We start from the raw sequence: 24417 nt of genomic DNA, 5'->3' as shown, positions 1-24417 counted from the left end.
TTCGCAGCGGGCTACAAGATAATGCGTTTTGGGGGAGGAATGCAACGTGCTACCTGTGGATAAGCCTGTGCGTAATTTGTGTGCGAAACCGGGAACTGCGCTGTAGGCCGCGACCTTGCTGGAGCGGGCTTTTTTTCATCGTTTTCGAGGCCCGGAAAACAGTCTGTCGATTTTTGCGGGCGCGGACATTACCACACAAATCCTGCCCGACCGAACGCATTTGTCCGCTTGTTTTCCAGGCACGCGCCGTTTATACAATCGGCCCGTGCGTTGGCATGCTTATCTTCTTTTTATGTGACAGAAAGAGGTGAGGCAGCACCCACAGGGAAGCACTACATCTTTCCTTTATCAGGTACTGACCTTAAGGGGCCCCCAGTGGAACAAGAAGCCTGGCAGGTATTGATCGTCGAGGATGACCAGCGTCTGGCCGAGCTGACCCGTGACTATCTGGAAAGCAACGGGCTGCGTGTCGCCCTTGAAGGCGACGGCGCGGTGGCGGCCCAGCGGATCATCGCCGAGCAGCCGGACCTGGTGATCCTCGACCTGATGCTGCCCGGCGAAGACGGTCTGAGCATCTGCCGCAAGGTGCGCGAGCAGTACGACGGGCCTATCCTGATGCTCACGGCCCGCACCGATGACACCGATCAGATCCAGGGCCTGGATCTGGGAGCGGACGACTATGTCTGCAAACCGGTGCGTCCTCGGGTATTGCTGGCGCGCATCCAGGCTCTGTTGCGGCGCAGCGAGCCAGCCGAGCCCAACCCGCAAAAGCCACGGCGCCTGCAATTTGGCCCGTTGGTAGTGGACAACGCCTTGCGCGAGGCTTGGTTGCAGGGCACCGGCATCGAACTGACCAGCGCCGAGTTCGATCTGTTATGGCTGCTGGTTTCCAATGCCGGACGCATCCTGTCCCGAGAGGAAATCTTCACTGCCTTGCGCGGCATCGGCTATGACGGTCAGGACCGTTCCATCGACGTGCGGATCTCCCGCATTCGTCCCAAGATCGGCGATGACCCGGACCATCCACGGTTGATCAAGACCATTCGCAGTAAAGGCTACCTGTTCGTTCCCGAAGCTTGCGTAGACCCGACGTCGTGAATTCGATTTTCCTGCGCATCTACGGCGGCATGTGCGCTGCACTGGTGCTGGTGGCGGTCCTCGGTGTGCTGGCGCTGCACCTGCTCAACCAGGCCCGTGGCGAGCAGTATCGCGAACGCCTGGCCCACGGCACGTTTTCCCTGATGGCCGATAACCTGCGGCCAATGAACGACACCGAACGCCGCCGTGCGCTGTTGTTGTGGGAGCGGCTGCTGGGGATTCCCCTGGCGTTGCGCACGTTCGCCCAGACCGATCTGGACCTTGGCCAGCGCACCCGCGTATTGCGCGGGCAGGCGCTGGTGGAGCAGACCGGCCCTCACGCGGCGAAGGTCTACCGACTGGTCAGCGACGGCGAGAAGTTGATGCTGATGGGCGAGGTCCGCCAGATCAGCGAACAGTTGGCCCGTGCCACTATTTATCTGCTGGCCGATGAGCTGGTGCGCTACCCGGTGTCCGAACAACCCGCACGACTCGCCCAGCTCAAGCAGGACAAGGGCTTCGGTTTCGACCTTCGACTGATGACCGTCGACCAGGTGGACATGGACGAAGACCAGCGACGCCGCGTTTCCGAGGGCGATACCGTGATGGCCCTGGGCAAGGACGGCGATTCGATCCGGGTGTTCGCCGGCCTGGTCGGTACGCCGTGGGTGCTGGAGATCGGCCCGCTGTACCAGATGAACCCTTATCCGCCGCAATGGCTGGTGTTGATCGCGGTGCTGGGGTTGAGCCTGATCGGGTTGATCGTGTACCTGTTGGTGCGCCAGCTGGAGCGGCGCCTGCGAGGCCTGGAGTCGGCTGCCACCCAGATCGCCCAGGGCAGCCTGGAAACCCGCGTACCGGCTCGGGGCGCCGATTCGGTGGGGCGATTGGCTGCGGCGTTCAACGGCATGGCCGAGCACCTGCAACAATTGCTGGCGATCCAGCGCGAGCTGGTGCGTGCGGTGTCCCATGAGCTGCGCACGCCGGTGGCGCGCCTGCGCTTCGGCCTGGAAATGATCGGCAGCGCCACCACCGCCCAGGCTCGTGAAAAATACCTGGCGGGGATGGACCACGACATCGAGGACCTGGACCGGTTGGTGGACGAGATGTTGACCTATGCACGGCTGGAGCAGGGCTCCCCGGCGCTGAATTTCCAGCGAGTGGACCTCGATGCACTGGTCAATCAAGTGATCGAGGAGTTGGGCCCGCTCAGGCCGGGCATCACGGTGGAACGCGGTCTCTGTCTCTCGGCCGCCGATTGCGACGATGCCTGGGTGGAGGCCGAGCCGCGCTTTTTGCATCGCGCCTTGCAGAACCTGGTGAGCAACGCCATGCGCCATGCCCGGTCACGGGTGACGGTGAGTTATCAGGTGGGGCAGTTGCGTTGTCGAGTGGACGTCGAGGACGATGGGCCTGGCGTGCCGGAGGCAGCATGGGAGCGAGTATTCAAACCCTTCCTGCGGCTGGACGACAGCCGTGCCCGTGCTTCGGGCGGTCATGGTCTGGGGCTGTCGATCGTGCGACGGATCATCCACTGGCATGACGGCCGGGCGTTGGTCGGCAAGAGCAAAAGCCTGGGTGGGGCCTGTTTCAGCTTGAGTTGGCCGAGGCATCAGGACCGGTCCTGAGCCATGTAATGCATGGCCCCATCGCGAGCAGGCTCGCTCCCACAGGAAAATGCATTTCAATGTGGGAGCGAGCCTGCTCGCGATGGGGCACTAAAGAGCACCACAAGACTCAGGCCCTGACCCCCACCAGGCTCAACAATTGCCCATCCTTCACCCCGAACTGCGCCTGCAGTTCACGGCCATGGCGCCACTCGCTCGATAGATCGGTCAACAACCGCAGCCGCACCTGACCATCGTGATGCCATTCCAGTACCTCGGCATGTTCGAAGTAGAAACGCTGGCCGACGATCGGGTACAGCGCCTTGAACAGGCTTTCCTTCACTGAAAAGGTCAAGGTGACCAGCAGCGCCCGGTCATCCTGCCGGGTAGCGGCCATGCGCTGCAGTTCCGCCGGTGTGAGGATTTCACCCGCCAGACGCTCGGCCCGTTCCGGGTCGAGCAGGTTTTCCAGGTCCATCCCCAGCCCTTGCCAATGATCCTTGTGCGCGACAATGGCGGCGGCCCGCCCGGTGCTGTGGGTGATCGAGCCGCTGATGTGGGCGGGCCACACCGGGGCGCGGTCTTCGCCGATGGCCGGTACGCAAACCTGGCCGTCCAGCCGGTGCAGGGCGGCCCGGGCGCAGATCCGTCCGGCGAGGAATTCGGCCTGCCGCTTGGCGACCGAACGCTGGATACTCGCCGGTGGTTCGATGGCACTGCGCAGGAAGTCATCCGCGGTCAGCAACAATGGATCGAAGCAGGTACTGAGCAGAATCGTATGAGGCAGGATGTCGGGCAGCAGCCAATGTTCATCCAGAGGCGAGCAGCAGGCGGGGAGGGCGGGGAGTCGGTTCATGCCGGGCATTTTGCCGGGTTGGCCTGACGCTGGGTAGAGGGCAAATCCGGTACAGGTTGGTGGCTGTGGGAGCAAGACTGCTCCCACAGGGGCAGGCTACAATCTCAGCCAAAGATTTTCTTGAAGAACGCCTGCATATCCGTCCACGACTTGTCATCGGCCGCCTTGTTATAGCCAATGTCCGGCCCGCCATGTTCACCGTGGCTCAGGCGGTCGGCGTCCGGGTTGCTGAAACCGTGCCTGGCGCCTTCCAGGCTGACGAACTTGTAATCGGCGCCGGCCTTGTCCATTTCGGTCTTGAAGGCGGTGACGTTGTCTTCGGTGACCATGCTGTCCAGCGCGCCATGCTCGACCAACACCTTGGCCTTGACGCTGCCGGGGCTGGCCGGGGTGTTGGTCACCAGCGCGCCATGGAAACTTACCACGCCGGCCAGTGGCACGCCCTGGCGCGCCGCATCCAGCACCACTTTGCCACCGAAGCAATAGCCGATGGCGGCGAGTTTGTCCGGATCGGTCTGGGGCTGTTTCTTGAGCAGGTCGAGCCCGGCCTGGAACCGCGCGCTGGCCGCCTTGGCGTCCTTGAGCGCTGCTTGCATGAAGGCCATGGCGTCCTTGGGATGCTCGGTGTTCTTGCCTTCGCCATACATGTCGATGGCCAGGGCGCTGTAGCCCAGGCCTGCCAGATCGCGAGCCCGGCGCTTGGCGTAGTCGTTCAGTCCCCACCATTCGTGCACGACCACGACCCCTGGGCGCGGACCCTTGATGGCGTCGTCATACGCGTAGTAACCGATCAGCTTCGTGCCGTCGGCACTGGTGTAGGGAATCTCCTGGGTCTGGATGGCGGCGTGGCTCGCCCCGCTGAAAGCCAGAAGTAAGACAGCAAATAACCTGCGCATGACGGATCTCCATGAAAAGTGGTTTGCACGACTGAGACTGGACACTCTAGCCGATTCGTTCAGCACAGGTTCAGAGAACGTTCAAGGGGTGTTCAGGGACCGTTGGTTAACGTGGCGTCGACTTCATCACACACCACGCTTCAGAGGAACCTGATCATGACCCAGATGAAAAAACTGCTGTTGGCTTTCACCGTTCTGAGCGCCAGCGCCATGGCCCACGCCGATGACAACTTCGCCAGCCTGACCCTCGGCCAGACCAGCGACAAGGTCAAGAAATCCAGTGCGCTGGACCAGGCACTGAACAATCCGAACGCCGACGGCGTGATCGGCAAGGACACCACCTACGGCCTGCGTTTGGGCAAGCAGAATGACCAGGGGCGCTACTACGCCACCTATGACAACGTCTCGGGCACCCACAATGGCATCAAATTGCGCCAGGAAAATCTGCTGGGCAGCTACGATGTGTTCTACCCGGTCACCGGCAGTACCAAACTGTTCGGCGGCGGTACGGCGGGCCTGACCAAACTGACCCAGGATTCTCCCGGTTTCAGCCGCGACAGCGACATTGGCTACGCAGTAGGCTTGCAGGCGGGCGTCCTGCAACAGGTATCGAAAAACACGGCGGTGGAATTGGGTTACCGTTACCTGCGCAGCAATGCCAGCACCGAAATGAGCCCGCACGGTGGCGACAAAGTGGGGTCGCTGGACCTGACCAGCAGCGCCCAGACGTACCTGTCCGCCAGCTACATGTTCTAAGCGGGTGATGGATGCCGGATCGGTCGAACACGATCCGGCGCCTTCGTTGCGGTGCGCAGTGCCGATTGTTTGAATCTGCCTGGGGAGAGGCTCCATGAAATTACTGGTCGTCGAAGACGAAGCGTTGTTGCGTCACCACCTGCAGACCCGACTGACCGACAGCGGCCACGTAGTGCAGGCCGTGGTCAACGCCGAGGAGGCCTTGTATCAGGTCCGTGAATTCAATCATGACCTGGCGGTGATCGACCTCGGGTTGCCGGGCATCAGTGGTCTGGAACTGATCCGCCGGCTGCGCGCCCAGGACAAGGCATTCCCGATCCTGATCCTCACGGCTCGCGGCAATTGGCAGGACAAGGTCGAAGGCCTGGCCGCCGGGGCCGATGACTACGTGGTCAAGCCGTTTCAGTTCGAGGAACTGGAGGCGCGATTGAACGCGCTGTTGCGTCGCTCCAGTGGTTTTACCCAGTCGACCATCACCGCCGGCCCGCTGTTGCTCGACCTCAATCGCAAGCAGGCGTCCCTGGGCGAGGAACCGTTGGCCTTGACCGCCTATGAGTACCGCATCCTGGAATACCTGATGCGCCATCACCAGCAGGTGGTGGCCAAGGACCGCTTGATGGAGCAGCTTTATCCCGATGACGACGAGCGCGACCCCAATGTCATCGAAGTGCTGGTAGGGCGCCTTCGGCGCAAGCTGGAGGCGCCGGCTGGATTCAAGCCAATCGACACCGTGCGCGGCCTGGGCTACCTGTTCAACGAGCGTTGCCAGTGATTCGTTCGCTTCGGCTGCGCTTGATGCTGGCCGCCATGACGCTGGCGGTGCTGTTCATGTTGGCGTTGCTGCCGGCCATGCAAGGCGCGTTCAGCCTGGCCTTGCAAGAGTCCATCGAGCAACGTCTGGCGTCGGACGTAACCACGCTGATTTCTGCCGCCCGGGTGGAAAACAATCGATTGAAGATGCCCGAGCAACTGCCGGACGAGCGCTTCAACCTCGCCGATGCGCGCCTGCTGGGCTACATCTATGACCGCGATGGGCGGCTGGTCTGGCGGTCGAAGGCCACCCGGGAAGAAAACATCAACTACACCCCGCGCTACGACGGCCAGGGCAATCAGTTCGCGCGCATCCGCGAAAACGATGGCCAGGAGTTTTTCGTCTATGACGTCGAGATCAAGCTGCTCGGTGGTCAGAACGCGGCATTCAGTATCGTTACCCTGCAACCGGTTCGTGACTACGAAACCACCCTGCAGGGGTTGCGGGACAATCTTTACCTGGGCTTCGGTGCCGCATTGATGGTACTGCTGGCGCTATTGTGGATCGGCCTGACCTGGGGCCTTCGGGCTTTGCGACGCTTGAGCCAGGAGCTGGATGAAATCGAAAGCGGGGCCCGGGAAAGCCTCAGTACCGAACACCCTCGGGAACTGCTGCGCCTGACCGGCTCTCTCAACCGCTTGCTGCACAGCGAACGCGAGCAGCGCGGTCGTTATCGTGACTCCCTCGATGACCTTGCCCACAGCCTGAAGACGCCACTGGCGGTGCTGCAGGGCGTCAGCGAAGACATGGCCCGCCGCCCCGAGGAGCGTGGGCAGGCTTGGGTACTTCAGACCCAGATCGAGCGCATGAGCCAGCAGATCGGTTACCAGTTGCAGCGTGCCAGCTTGCGCAAGAGCGGGCTGGTGCGCCATCAGGTGCGCTTGCGTCCAGTGCTGCAGAGCCTGTGCGACACCTTGGACAAGGTTTATCGCGATAAACGGGTCAACGTTGTTTTCGACTTGCCGGAGCAATGTCATGTGCCGATTGAGCAGGGGGCCTTGCTGGAGATGCTGGGCAACCTGCTGGAAAATGCCTATCGGCTATGCCTGGGGGAAATACGCGTCAGCGTGCACCAGATCCAGGGCCGCATCGAACTCTGCGTCGAGGATGATGGGCCGGGCGTACCGCCGGATCAACGCGCGCGGATCCTGCAACGCGGCGAGCGGCTGGATCGTCAGCACCCGGGGCAGGGGATCGGTCTGGCGGTGGTCAAGGACATTATCGAGAGCTATGGCGCTACATTGACCCTGGGCGATTCGGAACTGGGCGGGGCGGCGTTCCGGATTCATTTTCCGCTGGCATGATTGAAGGTTTCGCAGGGCTTGCCGGCCTCATCGCGAGCAGGCTCGCTCCCACATCGGTTTTGCGTCAAAGATAGATCCATTGTGGGAGCGAGCCTGCTCGCGATGAGGCCAGTACAGACGCCACGGGAGAGCGGCCCTGTTTAATTTTCCTGCTCCCGATAAGCCCCTGGCGTCACCCCCGTCCATTTCTTGAACGCCCGATGAAACGCCGATGGTTCGGAGAACCCCAGTTGTTCGGCAATCTGCTGCAAGGACAGATCCGCCCGCCCTAAATGGTAGATGGCGATATCCCGCCGCAGCTGATCCTTGAGCTCCTGGAAGCTGGTACCTTCCTCCCGCAGATGCCGTCGCAGCGTCTGGGGACTGATGTGCAGATGATGGGCGACAGTGTCCAGATCCGGCCAGCGAACGGTGTCGCGGCTGAGCAGGCGGCGCAACTGGCTGCTCAGGCTGTGCCCGTCGTCGGGGCGCGACAGCAGGTCGGCGGGAGAGCGCTCCAGAAAGCGTTTGAGGGTTCTTTCGTCCTGGAGCAGCGGCATGTCCAGGTAACGGCTGTGGAATAACAGGCTGGTGTGTTGTGCCCCGAACACCAGTGGGCAGGGGAACAGCAAATCGTACTCGGCCCCATGGGCAGGCTTGGGATAGCCGAAGGTCGCTTGTTCCAGGCCGATCCGCTGGCCGATCAGCCAACTGCCCAGGCGATGCCAGGTCACCAGCAGGCTTTCGGTGAGGAAATGATCCGGGTCCCACAGCGTCGACTCGTCCAGCACAAGGCGCACGCGTTCCCCTTCGTTCACCAGCGTCAGGCCCGGCCCGTCGGGGAACAGACTGTAGAACAACAGGCCGCGCTGCAGGGCACTGGCCAGGTTGCGGCAGTGGATCAGTGCGTGGCACATCATGGCAAAGGTCCCGGGTTTGCTGCGGGCCTTGCCGAAGCCCAGGTATTCATCGTCCATAGCCAGCCAGAGCGCTTGCAGCAGGCGGGCGAACTGCTCTGGCGCAATGCGTGCCCGCGGCTCATCCAGCAGCTCGGGGCTGATGCCGGACTGCTGCAGGACGGGTAAATAGTCGAACCCTTGTCGACGGGCGCCGCCCAGTGCTGCGCGGGCGAAATGGCTGGCGATCGTGCGTTGGCGCATGGCATCCATCCGTGTGTTAAGCGACCGATGGTAGCAGGGCGACCCGGCTCGACAAGGCGGATATCCGCCAAATTCCGGGATGCGAACGGAGCGTGAGGCGGAAATCCGCCATCTTGGGAAGGGCTGTTTACCTTTTGAATATTTATGGAACCCGTCTGCCATGCAGGCTGTAGGGTATTTCGCATAAATGGCACGCGCTTTGCGATGCAGTACGTAGGTCTGCTGCGTGCAGCCGCCAAAAACAAATCCCTCCAGTGCAGGAGGGTTCGCAAAGGTGAGGTTTCGTTGATGACAGGTGGATGTCGTCACACGGGACGCTTGAGGAAGGTTTGCCATGACGACTCGTCAGCCACTGTACAAATCCCTGTATTTCCAGGTGATCGTAGCCATTGCCATCGGTATTTTGCTCGGCCACTTCTACCCACAGACCGGTGTGGCCCTCAAGCCGTTCGGTGACGGGTTCATCAAACTGATCAAAATGGTCATCGCCCCCATCATTTTCTGTACAGTCGTCAGCGGTATCGGCGGCATGCAGAACATGAAGTCGGTCGGCAAGACCGGCGGCTACGCGTTGCTGTACTTCGAAATCGTCTCCACCATCGCCCTGTTGATCGGTCTGGTCGTGGTCAACGTTGTGCAACCGGGTAACGGCATGCACATCGATGTAACGACTCTGGACACCAGCAAGATCGCCGGTTTCATCTCGGCCGGTAAAGATCAGAGCATCGTTGCGTTCATCCTCAACGTGATCCCGAACACCATCGTCGGCGCGTTTGCCAACGGTGACATCCTGCAAGTGCTGATGTTCTCGGTCCTCTTCGGTTTTGCCCTGCATCGCCTGGGCGCCTACGGCAAGCCGGTGCTGGACTTCATCGATCGTTTCGCCCACGTGATGTTCATCATCATCAACATGATCATGAAACTGGCGCCCATCGGTGCTTTCGGTGCCATGGCGTTCACCATCGGTGCCTACGGTGTCGGTTCGCTGGTGCAGCTGGGTCAACTGATGATCTGCTTCTACATCACCTGCATCGTGTTCGTACTGGTGGTGCTGGGTGCCATTTGCCGCGCCCATGGTTTCAGCGTCATCAAGTTGGTGCGCTACATCCGTGAAGAACTGCTGATCGTGCTGGGCACTTCCTCGTCGGAATCGGCCCTGCCTCGCATGCTGATCAAGATGGAGCGCCTGGGTGCCAAGAAGTCGGTCGTAGGCCTGGTGATTCCGACCGGCTACTCGTTCAACCTCGACGGTACTTCGATCTACCTGACCATGGCGGCGGTGTTCATTGCCCAGGCCACCGACACCCAGATGGACATCACTCACCAGATCACCCTGCTGCTGGTGCTGCTGCTGTCGTCCAAAGGTGCTGCTGGCGTGACCGGCAGTGGCTTCATCGTGTTGGCGGCTACCCTGTCGGCGGTAGGCCATCTGCCAGTAGCCGGTCTGGCGCTGATCCTGGGTATCGACCGCTTCATGTCCGAAGCCCGCGCTTTGACCAACCTGGTGGGCAACGCAGTCGCCACTGTCGTGGTTGCCAAATGGGTCAAGGAGCTGGACGAAGACCAGCTGCACGCCGAACTGGCTTCCGGTGGCCGCGGCATCTCCGATGTACGTGAAGATGATGAGCAGATCGCGGCGGCGCAGATCGCGGCGGCTGAATCCTCGGCTCCAGGTGTTGTGAAGTAATCTTCAAGCTGCAATGAAAAACCCGCTTCGGCGGGTTTTTTCATGCCTCGGATTGCTGAAGGCGAGCGTGCTTCTGTGGTGAGGGGATAAATCCCCTCGTCACAAGGGAGTTGTGTCAGCTTGAGCGCAATGGTCATTCCAAACTATAAATCCGGTAATTGCCTCATCGCCCACCCCTGCCTAGTCTTCAGCCATCGCCTCACTTGCGGAGATTCGCCCATGCATGGCCCGCTGGCATCGCTCAAGGTGCTCGACTTCTCGACCCTGTTGCCCGGCCCGTTTGCCTCTCTGCTGCTGGCGGACATGGGCGCCGAGGTGTTGCGTATCGAGTCGCCGACCCGTCCGGATCTCTTGCGGGTATTGCCGCCCCATGATCAGGGCGTCTCCGCCAGTCATGCCTACCTCAACCGCAACAAGCGCAGCCTGGCCCTGGACCTCAAGCAGCCGGCAGCACTGGAAATCATCAAGCGGCTGCTCGGCGAGCACGACATTCTCCTGGAACAGTTCCGTCCCGGTGTGATGGAGCGGCTGGGCCTGGGGTATGAGGCCCTGAAAGCAATCAACCCGCGGCTGATCTACGTGTCGATTACCGGCTACGGCCAGACCGGTCCCTACCGGGAGCGTGCCGGACACGACATCAATTACCTCGCCCTGACGGGGCTTTCCAGCTACACGGGGCGTGCCGACAGCGGCCCGCTGCCGTTGGGCATCCAGGCGGCAGACATCGCCGGCGGTTCGCTGCACGGGGTCATCGGGCTGTTGGCGGCGGTGATCGCGCGGCAACACAGCGGGCAGGGCCAGTATCTGGATGTGAGCATGGCCGATTGTGCCTTCAGCCTGAACGCGCTGGCCGGCGCCGGTTACCTGGCCTGCGATGTGTTGCCGGGCCGGGAAAACCAGATGCTCAACGGCGGCAGTTTCTACGACTATTACCGGACCCGGGATGGCCGCTGGATGTCAGTGGGCAGCCTGGAGCCAGCCTTTATGCAGGCGCTGTGCGAGGCGCTGGGACGGCCGGAGCTTGCCGTCCATGGGCTCGATCCCGCGCAGCAATATCTGCTCAAGCAGGCATTGCAAGCTGAGTTCGAGAAACGCGATTTCGCCGAGCTGTGTAAGCTGTTCGCCGCCGTCGATGCTTGCGTCGAACCGGTGCTGAGCCTGGAGGAAGCCCTTGCTCATCCGCAGTTGCGGGCCAGGGACGTGGTCATCCAAGTGCCCCGAGGCGATGGTTCGAGCCAGGCGCAGATGGCCTGTCCGTTGAAGTTCTCGGAGGGGTTGCCCGAACCCCGGCACATGGGCGTGAAGCTGGGAGCGCATACGGATCAGGTGTTGGGGGAGTTGGGGTTCAGTGCTGAGAGGATTGCTCGATTGCGCGGTGACAAGGTGATTTTGTAGTGTTTTTCAGGGCCTCATCGCGAGCAGGCTCGCTCCCACCGGGGATTTCTGAACGCCATAGATCCAGTGTGGGAGCGAGCCTGCTCGCGATGGGGCCAGCCCCGTCCCCCGAAAAAAAGCAAGCTATTCCACCCGCGTCTCCCCACTGAACACCAACGTCCCCCGACAGCTGCGGCACAAGTACCGCCGCCCCTGGCGCACCAGTCGGTGGCGCTGGGCCGAGAACGGAAAGTCGTTGGCGTCGCAGGGACATTTGTAGATGTAACGGGTCACGCTGCGGCGTTTGACTTCGTAGGTGTGGCAACGATTGGGCGGCAGTTCGTACACCCCGCGCATGATCAGTTGCCATTCCTCGCCATGGGGCTGGATACGTTCGCCAAATAGCTGATGGGCGATCAGGTGGGCGACTTCGTGGGCGACGGTCTGCTTGAGGAAGTCTTCGGCGTTTTCGCGGTACAGCTGCGGGTTGAAGCGCAACAGATTTTCATGCAAATGCGCGACACCGGCTTTCTGACCGCGCAACTTGAAGCTGACCACGGGGCGTTTGAAAGGACGTTTGAAAAAGGCTTCGGCTTGTTGGTAACACTCTTCGACGCGGGTATTGAGTTGCTCGAGCATGCTTTACGGGTCTCCAGAATCCCGAGTATGCCGCAAGCGCCGGCCGTTGCGAATCGCCTGGGCGCCCAGTGGTCGTTTCGGCCGTTGCACACACAGGAAGGCCGCCTTGCGGCGGCCTGTATTGGCAGATCCTGTTTTTATAGGCGAGCCTTGGTGTCAGTTGGTATAGACCGGGCCGACGCCCAGCCCCCAGACGATCACCGTGAACGCCATGATGGCGACCAGCACCACCAGGCCGACGGCGAGCACCGAACTGGAAAACAGGAAACCTTCGTCCTGAGGAATATTCATGAAAGTGGGCAAGCCTACATACAGCAGATAGACCGTGTAGCAGATAGCCGCCGTGCCGACGATCATCCCCAGCCACATGTGCGGGTAGAGCGCCGCCAGGCCACCGATGAATAGCGGTGTCGCGGTGTAAGTGGCGAACGCGACGCAACGGGCCAGGCTCGGATTGGCGTCATAGGTACGGGCCATCCAGTGAATGAATGCCCCCATTACTGCCACGCCACCCAGCATGGCCAGGTACGACATGATGGTCATCCACAGCGCGCTTTCCTGGGTGAGCATCACCGGTGGGCGATTGCCGATGACCCATCCCACCTGCGTGGTGCCGATAAACGCCGACACGGCGGGGATGGCCGCCAGGATCAGCGTATGGGTGAGGTACATGTGGCTGATGCTTTCCTCCTGATCGCCACGGATTTCTTTCCATTCTTGATCAGGGTGGGTAAAGAGCCCCACGACGTGATGGATCATAGTCAGTCACTCCTTTGTTATTGCCATCGCCCCCCAACGGAGCGCCTACGGGCCAATTGGCCAAGTAAGTTAAGGTCTGTAAGTGTGTGCGACCTTACGTTGCAGTATAGGAAGGAGTTGTGTTGAGGACTTAGAGCAAATTGGACTGTTGGGGAGTTTGGTAATCGCAGATAGCTACATGCCGCCAAGCGGCAAGCTGCAAGCTATAAGCTGCAAGAAACAGCGGTGGGTTTGGCTTGAGCTTGCCGCTTGTAGCTTGTAGCTTGCCGCTTTGCAATAATGCCCGCCTTTCGTCACACCTCACGGATTTCGCGTCATGGGCACTCTTACGGTCAACCAGAACAAACTGCAAAAGCGCCTGCGCCGCCAGGCCGGTGAGGCAGTCGCCGATTTCAACATGATCGAAGACGGCGACAAGGTCATGGTCTGCCTGTCCGGTGGCAAGGACAGCTACACCCTGCTCGACGTGCTGATGCATCTGCAGAAGGTTGCGCCGATCAAGTTCGACATCGTCGCGGTGAACATGGACCAGAAGCAGCCTGGCTTCCCCGAACACGTGCTGCCGGCTTATCTCGAGTCCTTGGGCGTGGAATACCATATTGTCGAGAAAGACACCTATTCGGTGGTCAAGGAGCTGATCCCGGAAGGCAAGACCACTTGTTCACTGTGCTCCCGCTTGCGTCGCGGCACGCTCTATACCTTCGCGGATGAGATCGGCGCGACCAAGATGGCCCTGGGGCATCATCGCGACGACATCGTCGAGACGTTCTTCCTGAACATGTTCTATAACGGCACGCTAAAGGCCATGCCGCCCAAGCTGCGGGCCGACGATGGGCGCAACGTGGTGATCCGCCCGCTGGCCTACTGCAGCGAGAAAGACATCCAGGCCTATTCGGACTTCAAGCAATTCCCGATCATTCCCTGCAACCTGTGTGGCTCCCAGGAGAACCTGCAGCGCCAGGTGGTCAAGGAAATGCTCCAGGAGTGGGAGCGCAAGACCCCGGGCCGGACCGAGAGTATTTTCCGTGGCTTGCAGAACGTGGTTCCGTCGCAACTGGCGGACCGCAACCTGTTCGACTTCGCCAACCTTCGTATCGACGAAAGCGCCACGCCGCGGTTCGTCAATGTGGTGAACCTCTGACGAGGGAACACCCTGTATTCACGGCGCTCGCGGGCGCCGTTTTCATTTCCGACCCCAGGAGAGGGCATGCGCGATTACAAGTGGCTGCACGAGTATTGTCTGAACCGCTTCGGTTCGGCGGCCGAACTGGAAGCCCACCTGCCGGTTTCCAAGACGCCGGCACAACTGCGCACGATCGGCGATGACCGCTACCTCTCGACCATGGCACTACGGGTGTTCCGCGCCGGGCTCAAGCACAGCCTGGTGGACGCCAAGTGGCCGGCGTTCGAAGAGGTGTTCTTCAAGTTCGATCCGGAAAAAGTCGTGTTGATGAGCGCCGAGCATCTGGAGCGGCTGATGCAGGACCCGCGGATTATCCGGCACTTGGGCAAGCTCAAGAGCGTGCCGCGCAACGCGCAGTTGATTCTGGACGTGGCCCACGAAAAGGGCAGCTTCGGTGCGTTGATTGCCGATTGGCCGGTGACCGACATCGTCGGCCTGTGGACCTATCTGAAGAAGAAAGGTCATCAACTGGGTGGCCTCTCGGCGCCGCGCTTTCTGCGGATGATGGGCAAGGACACCTTCGTGCCCAGCTATGACGTGGTGGCCGCGCTCAATGCCCAGGACATCATCGACAAAGTTCCCACCAGCCTTCGGGACCTGGCGACCGTGCAGGACGCTTTCAACCGCTGGCACGAAGAGAGTGGGGGAAGGCCGATGTCGCAGATTTCGATGATGCTGGCTTATACCGTGAACCACTAGTACCGCGTCGTCTTCTTCGCGAGCAAGCCCGCTCCCACACCGGATCTGTGAACGCCACATATCCAATGTGGGAGCGGGCTTGCTCGCGAAAGCGGTCTATCAGGCGGCGGAAATCTCACCTTCGCCAGCAAGCCTGCGGTTCAACTGAAACCGCCACCGCACATACAACAGGGCCGAGCAGAACACCGCCACGCTCGCCGCCATTTCCAGCACGCCGAACCATTGGCGGTTCGGGTCGTAAGCGGCCAGCGCGCCCTTGATGAAGTACAGGTTCACCACGAAGCACATCCAGGAATGTCCACGGGCGCTGCCGATGATCATCCCCGGCGCCAGGATCAACAGCGGCACCAGCTCGATCAACAGGATCACCCAGGGCCTAGCGCCGTGCAGGTCGGCGATCAGCAGGTAATAGACGCACAGCAACCCCACCAGGCCGAAAAAGCACAGCAGGCTCAGGACGCGGGCTATGCGCACCCGAGGCTCCAGCCAGTGGATGGGCGGCAGGACTTTCGGCTTTTTAGCCACGGCCGTTCTCCAACGCTTGTGCGGTTTTCGCCAGGCGCAGACCCAGGGCCCGGCACAGGGTCACTTCATGCTCGTTCAAACCGCTTTTACCGTCGGCCCCGGCGTGATGGCTAGGTCCGTACGGCGTGCCGCCGCCCTGGGTGTCGATCAGGGCCGATTCGCTGTAGGGCAGGCCGGTGATCAGCATGCCGTGGTGCAGCAGCGGCAGCATCATCGACAACAGGGTGGTTTCCTGGCCGCCGTGCAGGCTTGCGGTGGAGGTGAACACGCCAGCCGGCTTGCCGACCAATGCGCCGGTCAGCCACAGATTGCTGGTGCCATCGAGGAAGTACTTGAGCGGCGCGGCCATGTTGCCGAAGCGGGTCGGGCTGCCCAGGGCCAGGCCGGCGCAGTTCTTCAGATCATCGAGAGTGGCGTACAGCGGGCCTTGCCCGGGAATGTCGGGGGACACCGCTTCGCACTCGGTGGAGACGGCCGGCACCGTACGCAGCCTGGCCTCCAGCCCGGCCTGCTCGACGCCGCGGGCAATCTGCCGAGCCATTTCATTGGTGGCGCCACCGCGGCTGTAATACAACACCAGGATGTACGGTGCGCTCACGGGAGGATCTCCAGAATTTTCTCCGGTGGGCGTCCGATCACAGCCTTGTCACCCACTTCGAGAATGGGCCGTTCGATGAGTTTCGGGTGAGCGGCCATGGCGGCGATCAACTGGGCCTCGGTGAGGTTTGCGTCGGCCAGGTTCAAGGCTTTGTATTGTTCTTCGCCGGTGCGCAGCAGTTGTCGGGCGGGGATACCGAGCTTGCCCAGCAGGCGCTCCAATTGCGCGGTGTCGAGCGGGGTGTCCAGGTAATGGACCACGGTGGGTGTCAGGCCTCGGGCCTCCAGCAGTTCCAACGCACCACGGGATTTCGAGCAGCGCGGGTTGTGATAAAGCGTCAGGTCGGTCATGAGTGGGTCGCATCTTGCGTAAGGTGGCGGCTATTCTACTGTGCCGCGACGCCCCAGGCACCCCGCTCGGGTGCCTTTGCAGGTGATGGGCCGCGCAGGCGTTCACATTCAATACAAGGACAGGCACATGGCAAAGCGATTGACGGCGGCACTGGTATGCATGGGCATTTTGATGCTCGCCGGTTGTGGCAATGATTATGGGGTGGATCAGAACGGCCAGGCTGTCGCCTCGCAACGGCTGGACAAGCAGTGGCTGGTGATCAACTACTGGGCCGAGTGGTGTGCGCCTTGTCGCACCGAGATCCCTGAATTCAACGCCCTGGCCGAACGACTCAAAGGACGCAATGTCGGTGTATTCGGCGTCAACTTCGATCAGGTGCAGGGCCAAGAGCTCAAGAGCGTCAGCGAAAAAATGGGCATTCGTTTTACCGTGCTGGCCCGGGATCCGGCCGAAATGTTCGACCTGCCTCGCAGCGAAGGACTGCCGGTGACCTACATCATCGATAACCAGGGCAAGATGCGTGAGCAGTTGTTGGGGGAGCAGACGGCAGCGGGGGTGATGGCCAAGCTGGAGGCGTTGCAGGCGCTTAAATGATACCTGTTGCAAGGACACCTTGTGGCGAGGGGATTCATCCCCGTTGGGCTGCGAAGCGGCCCCAATATATCAATGCCACCGCCGTGTCTCAGACCTATGCGGAGGGCTGCTACGCAGCCCAGCGGGGATGAATCCCCTCGCCACAATGATCGCATCCAGGTCAGGTGAATGGGTGCCAGCCCAAAGGCTCGCCAGGCTCAGCCTTCCTCCAGCCACCACCGTAACGGTTTGCCCTGGGCGGGCCAGAAACGCATCTGCTCGATGGGCGAAACGTCCCAGCGTTCGACCTTTTCCAGCGCCTGCAAAAAGCGTGTTTCCTGTTCCATCACGGCCGGCCCGCAGAGCTTGCGGGTGCTGCCGATCTTGCCGAAGCTCAAGCGGTGACCTTCCAGGGTATACGGCGCGAACCAATGATTGCAGCCTGCGTTGCCATAGGCCCGACCGTCTTCGCCCAGCGTAATGGTCAGGTGGCTGTAATCCATCAATGGTCGTTCGCCAATCCACTCCAGAATATAGCTGCGGTTCTGTTGCAACTGCACAGGTTCAGCGGCGCAGCCCATCAGGCTCATGCCGATCAACACGGACAGGGTCAAGCATTTCATCAAGCGGCATCCTGGCAATCGGGGCAGATGTGTTTTTCACCCACAGTGGTCCAGCCCAGCTCGGCGATGCGCGCATTGGCAGCAGGCTTCTGAGCCTTACTGCCAAGCTTGGCGTCGACGGCGAACTCAAATTTCAGCTCCCTGGCGCAACGGTCGCAATTGACCTGCCAGGTATGGATCGCCAGTTCGCCGAATACCGGACCGGTGGTCACGGCGGTCCATTGCCCCATCGGCTTGAGCAGGTGGCGTACGCTGTCCACGGTCAGGCGCATGGACAAGTCTTTGCTGCCCTTGAGCGTGACGAGCAGCACATCGTTGGTCTGGATCGAACCGCCGTTGCCGGTCACCTGGTAGCGGCCCGGTGCCAGGGCGCGGACTTCGGTCAAGGTGTGTTGGGGGTTCATCAAGGTGTAGCGGAAATCGTGTTCGGCCATGGGTCCTCCAGATTGGCGCGATATGCTAGCACGCGCCAGGGTTGGGGATGGGCCGGATGCCGTCCGGGCGACGAAATCCACTGTGGGAGTGGGCCTGCAACATAGAATTTCCCACAGGGGCTGAATAACAGATCAGCTGTCTACCAGGTTCCGCGGCGTGCCGGCCGCCCAGGCAGCGATATTGTCCAGGGTGGTCGTGGCGATGGCAGCCAGGGCTTCGCGGGTCAGAAACGCCTGGTGGGCGGTGATGACCACATTGGGAAAGGTCAGTAACCGTGCCAGTACGTCGTCCTGCAGGGGCAGGTCGGAGCGATCCTCGAAAAACAGCTGGGCTTCTTCCTCGTAGACGTCCAGCCCCAGGTAGCCCAACTGACCGCTTTTCAGGGCATCGATCAAGGCCGGAGTGTCCACCAGACCGCCGCGCCCGGTATTGATCAGCATGGCACCGCGCTGCATGGCCGCCAGCGACCGGGCGTTTATCAGGTGGCGGCTCTGCTCGTTCAGGGGGCAATGCAGGCTGATGATCTGCGCTCGCGCCAACAGGTCGGCCAGGGGCAGGTAGCGTGCGCCCAAGGCTTCTACCTCAGGGTTGGGATAGGGATCGTAAGCCAGCAACTGACAGCCGAACCCGGTCATGATCCGTGCGAAGGTCGCGCCGATCTGCCCGGTGCCGACGACACCGACCGTCTTGCCCACCAGGTCGAATCCGGTCAGGCCATGAAGGCTGAAATTGCCGTCTCGGGTGCGGTTGTAGGCACGGTGCAGGCAGCGATTGAGCGTCAGGATCAAGGCCACCGCATGTTCGGCCACGGCGTGGGGCGAGTAGGCGGGCACCCGGACGACGCTCAACCCCAGGCGTTTGGCGGCAAGCAGGTCGACATGGTTATAGCCGGCCGAGCGCAGGGCGATCAGCCGGGTGCCGCCGCCTGCCAGCCGTTCCAGGACCGGGGCGCTGAGGTCATCGTTGATGAACGCACACACCACTTCATGGCGTTCGGCCAGGAGCACGGTGTCCAGGTTCAGGCGCGCCGGCTGGAACTGTAATTCAATGCCCGCCGGTAGCGGGGCGTTGGTGAAGCTGACGCGGTCGTAGGTCTGGCTGCTGAAAAAAATCACCCGCATGGCGGCCTCCTGGCGCTGGAATGGCATCAGCTTAAGCGCAATCGTGCCGATGATTATTGCCCTGGGTCAGGCACTCACGCGCGCCTCGCTGGCCAGACGATCGATGGCATGGTCCAGGTCTTCCAGGGCGGCAGCGGCTTTTGGATCCTGTTGCTTGAGCAGGGTTTCGCTGCGCTGGCAGGCGGCACGCAATTGAGGCACGCCGCAGTAGCGTGTCGCACCATGCAGGCGGTGGACACGCTCGATCAGGGCGTTGTGGTCGTTGGCTTCGCTGGCCTGGCGAATCGCTTCGCGATCCGCTTCCAGGGAGGCCAGCAACATGGCCAGCATGTCCGCGGCCAGATCGGCCTTGCCGGCGGCAAGACGCAGGCCCTCTTCGTGATCGAGCACCAGCAGTTCACCGCTGCCCGGGGCTTCGTTGCTTCGCTCCGGCGTCTGGTTGCGCAGGGCCAGGCCGGTCCACTTGAGCACCACCTGAGCCAGTTGGCGCTCGCTGATGGGCTTGGTCAGGTAGTCGTCCATGCCGCTTTGCAGCAAGGCACGTTTTTCGTTGGCCATGGCATGGGCGGTGAGGGCGACGATCGGCAGGGGCGTACAGTGCCGCTCGCTTTCCCATTGGCGGATCGCCTCGGTGCTCTGGCGTCCGTCCATGCCGGGCATCTGGACGTCCATCAGGACCAGATCGAAGGTTTCCTTTTGCACGGCCTTGACCGCTGCATAGCCGCTTTCCACCGCGAGCACCTTGGCACCCATGTCCTCGAGCAGGGTTTGCACCAGCAGCAGGTTGGCCGGGTTGTCATCCACGCACAGCACTTTGGGCGCACGGCTGGCCACCGGTTCGCTGGGTTCGTTGCGGGGCGGACGCGGATTGATCAGGTCGGACAGCGACCGGCGCAACTTGCGGGTACAGGCCGGCTTGGCCTGCAGTTGGCTGTGGGGGTTGGGGACCGAAAGGTGATACAGCGTCTGTTCGGTGGTAGGGCACAGTACCAGGACCTTGCAGCCCAGGTGTTCAAGGTCCCAGACATGCTGGTTGAGGCGCTCAGGGGGCATGTCGTTGCTGGTGATGCCCAGCACCGCCAGATCGATGGCCTGGTCGGTCTGGTGAGCGATGGTCACACCGTTGGTCAGGCTTTCCAGCGTGTTGAACGGCGTGACTTGCAGGCCGCAGTCTTCCAACTGGTGCTGCAAGGCCTGGCGGGCCAGTTCATGGTTTTCCAGCAGGGCCACGCGGCGGTTCAGCAGCGGCGGGCCGGGCAGGTCTTCCGCGTCATCACGGGTCTTGGGCAAGCGCAGGCTGATCCAGAATTCCGAGCCTTCGCCCGGTGTGCTGTCGACGCCGATCTCGCCGCCCATCTGTTCCACCAGGCGCTTGGAGATCACCAGGCCCAACCCGGTGCCGCCCGGTTGCCGGGACAGTGAGTTGTCGGCCTGGCTGAATGCCTGGAACAGCGCCCGAACGTCCTGGCTCGACAGGCCGATACCGGTGTCCTGGATGCTGATGCGCAGTTGCACGCTGTCTTCGAGCTCGTCTTCGAGCATGGCGCGGGCGACGATGGTGCCCTCACGGGTGAACTTGATCGCGTTGCTCACCAGGTTGGTGAGGATCTGCTTGAGGCGCAGCGGGTCTCCCACCAGCGACAGCGGGGTGTCGCGGTAGACCAGGCTCACCAGCTCGAGTTGTTTGGCGTGGGCGGCAGGCGCGAGGATGGTCAAGGTGTCTTGCAGCAGGTCTCGCAGGTTGAACGGAATACTGTCGAGCACCAGCTTGCCGGCTTCGATCTTCGAGAAGTCGAGGATTTCATTGATGATGCCCAGCAGGCTGTCGGCGGATTTCTCGATGGTGCCCAGATAATCGAGCTGGCGCGGGGTCAGTTCGCTTTTCTGTAAAAGGTGTGTGAAGCCCAGGATGCCGTTGAGCGGCGTACGGATCTCATGGCTCATGTTCGCCAGGAATTCAGACTTGATCCGGCTCGCCTCCAGGGCTTCCTTGCGGGCCAGGTCCAGCTCGATGTTCTGGATTTCGATGGTTTCAAGGTTCTGGCGCACGTCTTCGGTGGCCTGGTCGATGCTGTGTTGCAATTCTTCCTGGGCGTTCTGCAGGGTACTGGCCATGCGGTTGATGCCCGACGCCAGCTCATCCAGCTCCTGGCTGCCCAAGGGTGGCAGGCGGGTTTCCAGGTGGCCGTCCTTGAGTTGTGTCACGGCTTGCTTGATCTGGCTCAACGGCCGATTGATGGTGCGGCCCATGCGCAGGGCCAGCAGCGCGGTCAGGCCCAGGCCGGCGGCAATCAACAACAGACTGGCGAACAGGCTGCGGTAACCGCGCAGCAACATGCCGCTGTGGGACAGTTCCAGCTCGACCCAGCCCAACAGGCGATCGGCCTCTTCGGGGATCAGTTCGCCGGCCAGGTTGCGGTGCTTGCCGAAGACCGGCAGCAGATAGCGCGTGGCGTCGTTGCCGGTGCGTTGCAGCAACTGGGCGCTGTTGCCCTCCGGGGCCCGGTTGAGCATGGTCGGGCCCGCATGGGCCAACGGCGTACGATCGGGCGCAAGGAACGTCACGGCGCGCACATCCGTCTGCTCCAGGGACTGGGTGGCGATGCGCTCCAACAGGTCGGTGTCCTGGCGGCTCATGGCCGGGGCGACCAGCGGTGCAAGCTGTTCTGCGATCATTTCGCCGCGTTGCAGCAACTGGGCGTGCAAGTCAGATTGCTGCATCCAGGTGAAATAGCCCCCCAGGACCAGCGCCATCAGACTGGTCGGCAGCAGGGTCAGCAACAGTACGCGGCCTTTGATTCCCAGTTTCTTGAGCACACTTGTCTCCTGCATCCAGCGATCTGATTGAGCTTGCACGCATCCGGCACGCAATACCTGCGCAGTGTAGCGATTTGCGGGCGGGCAATCTTCGTAAAAATCACGTCTCGGTTTTGGCACCTTTACCTGCTCAAGCTTTGGAGCCGCTACGCAGGCGCAAGCAAGCTCACCCGTCACACCTTGGCTCGCTTATTCCCACAAGCCATAACCACCACACTTTGCGTGATATGGCCTGACAACGTTTGCCGGTATGATAGGCGCCCCCGCAGCCCGGATTGCGAATACGCCATGACATTGCAGTACCCCACCATCGCCGATTGCGTCGGCAACACCCCGCTGGTCCGTTTGCAGCGCCTGCCTGGCGCCACCAGCAATACGCTTTTGCTCAAGCTCGAAGGGAATAACCCGGCGGGTTCGGTCAAGGATCGGCCGGCGCTGTCGATGATCACCCGCAGCGAGTTGCGCGGCGATATCCGTCCAGGCGATACGTTGATCGAAGCGACCTCCGGCAACACCGGCATCGCGTTGGCCATGGCGGCGGCGATCAAGGGCTACAAGATGATCCTGATCATGCCCGACAACTCCAGTGCCGAGCGCAAGGCCGCGATGACGGCCTATGGCGCCGAGTTGATTCTGGTGTCCAAGGACGAAGGCATGGAAGGTGCCCGTGACCTGGCCGAACGCATGCAGGCCGAAGGGCGTGGCAAGGTGCTGGACCAGTTCGCCAACGGCGACAATCCCGAGGCCCACTACACCACCACCGGGCCCGAGATCTGGCGCCAGACCGGCGGCACCATTACCCATTTCGTCAGTTCGATGGGCACCACCGGTACCATCATGGGCACCTCGCGCTACCTCAAGGAACAGAACCCGGACGTGCAGATCATCGGTCTGCAGCCGATGGAAGGCTCGGCCATCCCCGGTATCCGCCGCTGGCCCGAAGAGTATCTGCCGAAGATTTATCAAGCCGAGCGCGTGGACCGCATTATCGACATGGCCCAGAGTGAAGCCGAAGACGTGACTCGTCGGCTGGCTCGGGAAGAGGGCATTTTCTGTGGTGTGTCTTCAGGTGGTGCCGTCGCGGGCATGCTGCGCTTGTCCAGGGAAGTTGAAAACGCGGTGATCGTGGCGATCATCTGCGACCGGGGCGACCGTTACCTGTCCACCGGCATTTTCGACGCGCCCAACTGATGGCCAGGCATGAAAGAGGCCTGCGCTTCCAGCCCAGCGGCGGAAGCCGGGCCCCACAGGTGCCCACTGGCAAAAAGCAGCGCTTGAGCATTGAACGCCTGGCCAACGATGGCCGGGGCATTGGCTTTGTCGATGGCCGTACCTGGTTCGTTATCGGCGCCCTGGCTGGCGAGGAAGTCGAGGCACGGGTGCTCGGTGCCCATGGCAAAGTGGTCGAAGCGCGCACCGAGCGCGTATTCCAGGCCAGTGACCTGCGCCGCCCGGCACCTTGCGCCCATGCCGGCCAGTGCGGTGGTTGCAGCGTCCAGCATCTGCCCCATGACGAACAGCTCGCCCTGAAACAGCGCATGCTCGCCGAGCAGTTGTCGCGGGTGGCCGGCGTCGAACCCCTGGAGTGGGCCGCACCGCTGAGCGGGCCGGAGTTCGCTTATCGACGTCGCGCCCGGGTGGCCGTGCGCTGGGATCAGAAAGCGAAGAAACTCGAGGTGGGTTTCCGCGCCGCCGGCAGCCAGGACATCGTCGCCATTGGCGATTGCCCGGTGCTGGTACAGCCCTTGCAGTCGATCATGAGTCGTCTGCCGGACATGCTCAGGCGTCTGAGCAAACCCCAGGCGCTGGGCCATGTGGAATTGTTCGCCGGCTCGTCCCTGGCGGTGTTGCTGCGGCATATGGCGCCGCTGTCGGACGCCGATTTGAAGATCCTCCAGGATTTCTGCGCGTTGCATCGGGCACAGCTGTGGTTGCATGGCGATGGAGAGCCACAGCCGGTCGATCCGGAACAGATCCTGGGTTATCGCCTGGACACCTGGGACCTGGAGCTGGCTTACCGGCCAGGGGATTTCGTCCAGGTGAATGCGGCGGTCAACGAGGCGATGGTTGCCCAGGCCCTGCAATGGCTTGACCCTCAACCTGAGGAACGAGTCCTGGATCTGTTCTGTGGCTTGGGCAACTTCACCCTGCCGCTCGCCCGGCAGGTGCGTCAAGTCGTCGCCGTTGAAGGCGTGCAGACTATGGTGGACCGGGCGGCGGCGAATGCACTCAGTAACAATTTGCATAACACCGCTTTTTTTCAGGCCGATTTATCCCAGCCTCTGGCGGGGGCCGAATGGATCGGCGAGGGCTTTTCTGCGGTACTCTTGGACCCACCCCGTGACGGTGCTTTCGAGGTGGTGCGCAAACTGGCATCCCTGGGTGCCGAGCGGTTGGTATATGTATCGTGCAACCCGGCAACTTTGGCCCGGGACACGGTCGAATTGATCAAGCAGGGCTACCGGTTAAAACGTGCCGGGATTCTCGATATGTTTCCTCAGACGGCGCATGTCGAGGCCATGGCGTTATTTGAAGCGAGCCAGGATGGCTTGTCCGACTGACCCATTCGTGCCTACCCGCTACAGTC

The 24417-nt window shown here is 61.7% G+C and carries 24 protein-coding genes; 12 read left to right on the top strand and 12 right to left on the bottom strand.

Annotated features, from left to right (window positions below):
• The first annotated feature begins 375 nt into the window (after positions 1–375).
• A complete protein-coding gene (locus EGM97_RS16225; protein WP_238965641.1) occupies positions 376–1098 on the top strand; it encodes a response regulator in 723 nt (240 codons plus the stop codon).
• Complete coding sequence (locus tag EGM97_RS16220; protein ID WP_238965642.1) at positions 1095–2705, top strand: ATP-binding protein; 1611 nt, start codon at positions 1095–1097, stop codon at positions 2703–2705. Before EGM97_RS16225 ends, EGM97_RS16220 begins: the two co-directional genes overlap by 4 nt.
• 109 nt (positions 2706–2814) lie before the next feature.
• Here the strand turns inward: EGM97_RS16220 and EGM97_RS16215 are convergent, their stop codons facing one another.
• Both EGM97_RS16215 and EGM97_RS16210 read right to left on the bottom strand, forming a co-directional pair.
• A complete protein-coding gene (locus tag EGM97_RS16215) occupies positions 2815–3540 on the bottom strand; it encodes a 4'-phosphopantetheinyl transferase family protein (protein ID WP_238965643.1) in 726 nt (241 codons plus the stop codon).
• Between the two features lie 104 nt (positions 3541–3644).
• On the bottom strand, positions 3645–4436 hold the full coding sequence (locus tag EGM97_RS16210; RefSeq protein ID WP_238965644.1) for a dienelactone hydrolase family protein: 792 nt from the start codon (positions 4434–4436) through the stop codon (positions 3645–3647).
• Between the two features lie 156 nt (positions 4437–4592).
• Between EGM97_RS16210 and EGM97_RS16205 the strand changes: the two genes are divergently transcribed.
• The 3 genes from EGM97_RS16205 (at position 4593) to EGM97_RS16195 (ending at position 7307) form a co-directional block, all read left to right on the top strand.
• Positions 4593–5192, top strand: coding sequence for a porin family protein (locus EGM97_RS16205; RefSeq protein WP_238965645.1), 600 nt, complete (start codon positions 4593–4595; stop codon positions 5190–5192).
• A 94-nt stretch (positions 5193–5286) separates the two neighbouring features.
• Positions 5287–5964 carry a response regulator gene (locus EGM97_RS16200; protein ID WP_053147293.1) on the top strand — a complete coding sequence of 226 codons (678 nt, stop codon included), beginning with the start codon at positions 5287–5289 and terminating at the stop codon, positions 5962–5964.
• Positions 5961–7307, top strand: a complete 1347-nt coding sequence (locus EGM97_RS16195) for an ATP-binding protein (protein WP_238965646.1) — start codon at positions 5961–5963, stop codon at positions 7305–7307. Before EGM97_RS16200 ends, EGM97_RS16195 begins: the two co-directional genes overlap by 4 nt.
• 140 nt (positions 7308–7447) lie before the next feature.
• On the opposite strand, the gene EGM97_RS16190 is transcribed toward EGM97_RS16195, so the two are convergent.
• Positions 7448–8446: an AraC family transcriptional regulator gene (locus tag EGM97_RS16190; protein WP_238965647.1), complete on the bottom strand. Its 999-nt coding sequence runs from the start codon at positions 8444–8446 to the stop codon at positions 7448–7450.
• A gap of 334 nt (positions 8447–8780) precedes the next feature.
• Between EGM97_RS16190 and EGM97_RS16185 the strand changes: the two genes are divergently transcribed.
• Complete coding sequence (locus EGM97_RS16185; protein ID WP_238965648.1) at positions 8781–10133, top strand: dicarboxylate/amino acid:cation symporter; 1353 nt, start codon at positions 8781–8783, stop codon at positions 10131–10133.
• A gap of 219 nt (positions 10134–10352) precedes the next feature.
• Positions 10353–11528, top strand: coding sequence for a CaiB/BaiF CoA transferase family protein (locus tag EGM97_RS16180; RefSeq protein ID WP_238965649.1), 1176 nt, complete (start codon positions 10353–10355; stop codon positions 11526–11528).
• A gap of 123 nt (positions 11529–11651) precedes the next feature.
• Here the strand turns inward: EGM97_RS16180 and EGM97_RS16175 are convergent, their stop codons facing one another.
• Both EGM97_RS16175 and EGM97_RS16170 read right to left on the bottom strand, forming a co-directional pair.
• Positions 11652–12146, bottom strand: a complete 495-nt coding sequence (locus EGM97_RS16175) for a SprT family zinc-dependent metalloprotease (protein ID WP_238965650.1) — start codon at positions 12144–12146, stop codon at positions 11652–11654.
• 156 nt (positions 12147–12302) lie between these two features.
• Positions 12303–12905: a Yip1 family protein gene (locus EGM97_RS16170; protein WP_039591896.1), complete on the bottom strand. Its 603-nt coding sequence runs from the start codon at positions 12903–12905 to the stop codon at positions 12303–12305.
• 316 nt (positions 12906–13221) lie between these two features.
• On the opposite strand from EGM97_RS16170, the gene ttcA reads away from it, so the two are divergent.
• Both ttcA and EGM97_RS16160 read left to right on the top strand, forming a co-directional pair.
• Positions 13222–14046, top strand: a complete 825-nt coding sequence (gene ttcA / locus EGM97_RS16165) for a tRNA 2-thiocytidine(32) synthetase TtcA (protein ID WP_238965651.1) — start codon at positions 13222–13224, stop codon at positions 14044–14046.
• Between the two features lie 66 nt (positions 14047–14112).
• Entirely contained in the window at positions 14113–14787 is a 675-nt protein-coding gene (locus tag EGM97_RS16160) for a DNA-3-methyladenine glycosylase I (RefSeq protein ID WP_238965652.1), read from the top strand.
• 99 nt (positions 14788–14886) lie between these two features.
• On the opposite strand, the gene EGM97_RS16155 is transcribed toward EGM97_RS16160, so the two are convergent.
• Genes EGM97_RS16155 through arsC form a run of 3 tightly spaced genes read right to left on the bottom strand, consistent with a single transcriptional unit; the run spans position 14887 to position 16260 of the window.
• Positions 14887–15312, bottom strand: coding sequence for a DUF2069 domain-containing protein (locus EGM97_RS16155; protein WP_238965653.1), 426 nt, complete (start codon positions 15310–15312; stop codon positions 14887–14889).
• Positions 15305–15910 carry an NAD(P)H:quinone oxidoreductase gene (gene wrbA / locus EGM97_RS16150; protein ID WP_238965654.1) on the bottom strand — a complete coding sequence of 202 codons (606 nt, stop codon included), beginning with the start codon at positions 15908–15910 and terminating at the stop codon, positions 15305–15307. The genes EGM97_RS16155 and wrbA overlap by 8 nt, the downstream gene beginning before the upstream one ends.
• Complete coding sequence (arsC, locus tag EGM97_RS16145) at positions 15907–16260, bottom strand: arsenate reductase (glutaredoxin) (RefSeq protein WP_053147314.1); 354 nt, start codon at positions 16258–16260, stop codon at positions 15907–15909. The genes wrbA and arsC overlap by 4 nt, the downstream gene beginning before the upstream one ends.
• Positions 16261–16387: 127 nt before the next feature.
• Between arsC and EGM97_RS16140 the strand changes: the two genes are divergently transcribed.
• Positions 16388–16855 carry a TlpA disulfide reductase family protein gene (locus EGM97_RS16140; RefSeq protein ID WP_238965655.1) on the top strand — a complete coding sequence of 156 codons (468 nt, stop codon included), beginning with the start codon at positions 16388–16390 and terminating at the stop codon, positions 16853–16855.
• A 197-nt stretch (positions 16856–17052) separates the two neighbouring features.
• Here the strand turns inward: EGM97_RS16140 and EGM97_RS16135 are convergent, their stop codons facing one another.
• From EGM97_RS16135 to EGM97_RS16120, 4 genes are all read right to left on the bottom strand, one after another.
• Positions 17053–17457 (bottom strand): META domain-containing protein, encoded by a 405-nt coding sequence (locus EGM97_RS16135; protein WP_238965656.1) that lies wholly within the window; start codon positions 17455–17457, stop codon positions 17053–17055.
• On the bottom strand, positions 17457–17891 hold the full coding sequence (locus EGM97_RS16130) for a hypothetical protein (protein ID WP_238965657.1): 435 nt from the start codon (positions 17889–17891) through the stop codon (positions 17457–17459). The genes EGM97_RS16135 and EGM97_RS16130 overlap by 1 nt, the downstream gene beginning before the upstream one ends.
• A 132-nt stretch (positions 17892–18023) precedes the next feature.
• Positions 18024–19013 (bottom strand): 2-hydroxyacid dehydrogenase, encoded by a 990-nt coding sequence (locus tag EGM97_RS16125; protein ID WP_238965658.1) that lies wholly within the window; start codon positions 19011–19013, stop codon positions 18024–18026.
• A gap of 66 nt (positions 19014–19079) precedes the next feature.
• On the bottom strand, positions 19080–21830 hold the full coding sequence (locus tag EGM97_RS16120; RefSeq protein WP_053147324.1) for a response regulator: 2751 nt from the start codon (positions 21828–21830) through the stop codon (positions 19080–19082).
• A gap of 288 nt (positions 21831–22118) precedes the next feature.
• Here EGM97_RS16120 and cysM point away from each other — a divergent pair, with 288 nt between their 5' ends.
• Together cysM and rlmD are read left to right on the top strand one after the other, a co-directional pair.
• Complete coding sequence (gene cysM, locus EGM97_RS16115) at positions 22119–23021, top strand: cysteine synthase CysM (RefSeq protein ID WP_238965659.1); 903 nt, start codon at positions 22119–22121, stop codon at positions 23019–23021.
• On the top strand, positions 23021–24391 hold the full coding sequence (rlmD, locus tag EGM97_RS16110; RefSeq protein ID WP_238965660.1) for a 23S rRNA (uracil(1939)-C(5))-methyltransferase RlmD: 1371 nt from the start codon (positions 23021–23023) through the stop codon (positions 24389–24391). The genes cysM and rlmD overlap by 1 nt, the downstream gene beginning before the upstream one ends.
• The last annotated feature ends 26 nt before the right edge of the window (positions 24392–24417 follow it).

This window comes from Pseudomonas sp. AF32 (assembly GCF_022342325.2).
In the GTDB taxonomy this organism is placed as follows: Bacteria; Pseudomonadota; Gammaproteobacteria; order Pseudomonadales; family Pseudomonadaceae; genus Aquipseudomonas; species Aquipseudomonas uvaldensis.
The sequence above is the reverse complement of the archived record's forward strand: the minus strand, read 5'-3'. Positions and strand labels throughout refer to the sequence as shown.

Coding starts and splice junctions, on each gene's coding strand:
- EGM97_RS16175 (WP_238965650.1), bottom strand. CDS start 12,146: ATGCTCGAGCAACTCAATACCCGCGTCGAAGAGTGTTACCAACAAGCC.
- EGM97_RS16125 (WP_238965658.1), bottom strand. CDS start 19,013: ATGCGGGTGATTTTTTTCAGCAGCCAGACCTACGACCGCGTCAGCTTC.
- EGM97_RS16185 (WP_238965648.1), top strand. CDS start 8,781: ATGACGACTCGTCAGCCACTGTACAAATCCCTGTATTTCCAGGTGATC.
- EGM97_RS16200 (WP_053147293.1), top strand. CDS start 5,287: ATGAAATTACTGGTCGTCGAAGACGAAGCGTTGTTGCGTCACCACCTG.
- EGM97_RS16180 (WP_238965649.1), top strand. CDS start 10,353: ATGCATGGCCCGCTGGCATCGCTCAAGGTGCTCGACTTCTCGACCCTG.
- EGM97_RS16170 (WP_039591896.1), bottom strand. CDS start 12,905: ATGATCCATCACGTCGTGGGGCTCTTTACCCACCCTGATCAAGAATGG.
- EGM97_RS16190 (WP_238965647.1), bottom strand. CDS start 8,446: ATGCGCCAACGCACGATCGCCAGCCATTTCGCCCGCGCAGCACTGGGC.
- cysM (WP_238965659.1), top strand. CDS start 22,119: ATGACATTGCAGTACCCCACCATCGCCGATTGCGTCGGCAACACCCCG.
- arsC (WP_053147314.1), bottom strand. CDS start 16,260: ATGACCGACCTGACGCTTTATCACAACCCGCGCTGCTCGAAATCCCGT.
- rlmD (WP_238965660.1), top strand. CDS start 23,021: ATGGCCAGGCATGAAAGAGGCCTGCGCTTCCAGCCCAGCGGCGGAAGC.
- EGM97_RS16130 (WP_238965657.1), bottom strand. CDS start 17,891: ATGGCCGAACACGATTTCCGCTACACCTTGATGAACCCCCAACACACC.
- EGM97_RS16140 (WP_238965655.1), top strand. CDS start 16,388: ATGGCAAAGCGATTGACGGCGGCACTGGTATGCATGGGCATTTTGATG.
- EGM97_RS16215 (WP_238965643.1), bottom strand. CDS start 3,540: ATGAACCGACTCCCCGCCCTCCCCGCCTGCTGCTCGCCTCTGGATGAA.
- EGM97_RS16135 (WP_238965656.1), bottom strand. CDS start 17,457: ATGAAATGCTTGACCCTGTCCGTGTTGATCGGCATGAGCCTGATGGGC.
- EGM97_RS16160 (WP_238965652.1), top strand. CDS start 14,113: ATGCGCGATTACAAGTGGCTGCACGAGTATTGTCTGAACCGCTTCGGT.
- ttcA (WP_238965651.1), top strand. CDS start 13,222: ATGGGCACTCTTACGGTCAACCAGAACAAACTGCAAAAGCGCCTGCGC.
- EGM97_RS16205 (WP_238965645.1), top strand. CDS start 4,593: ATGACCCAGATGAAAAAACTGCTGTTGGCTTTCACCGTTCTGAGCGCC.
- EGM97_RS16210 (WP_238965644.1), bottom strand. CDS start 4,436: ATGCGCAGGTTATTTGCTGTCTTACTTCTGGCTTTCAGCGGGGCGAGC.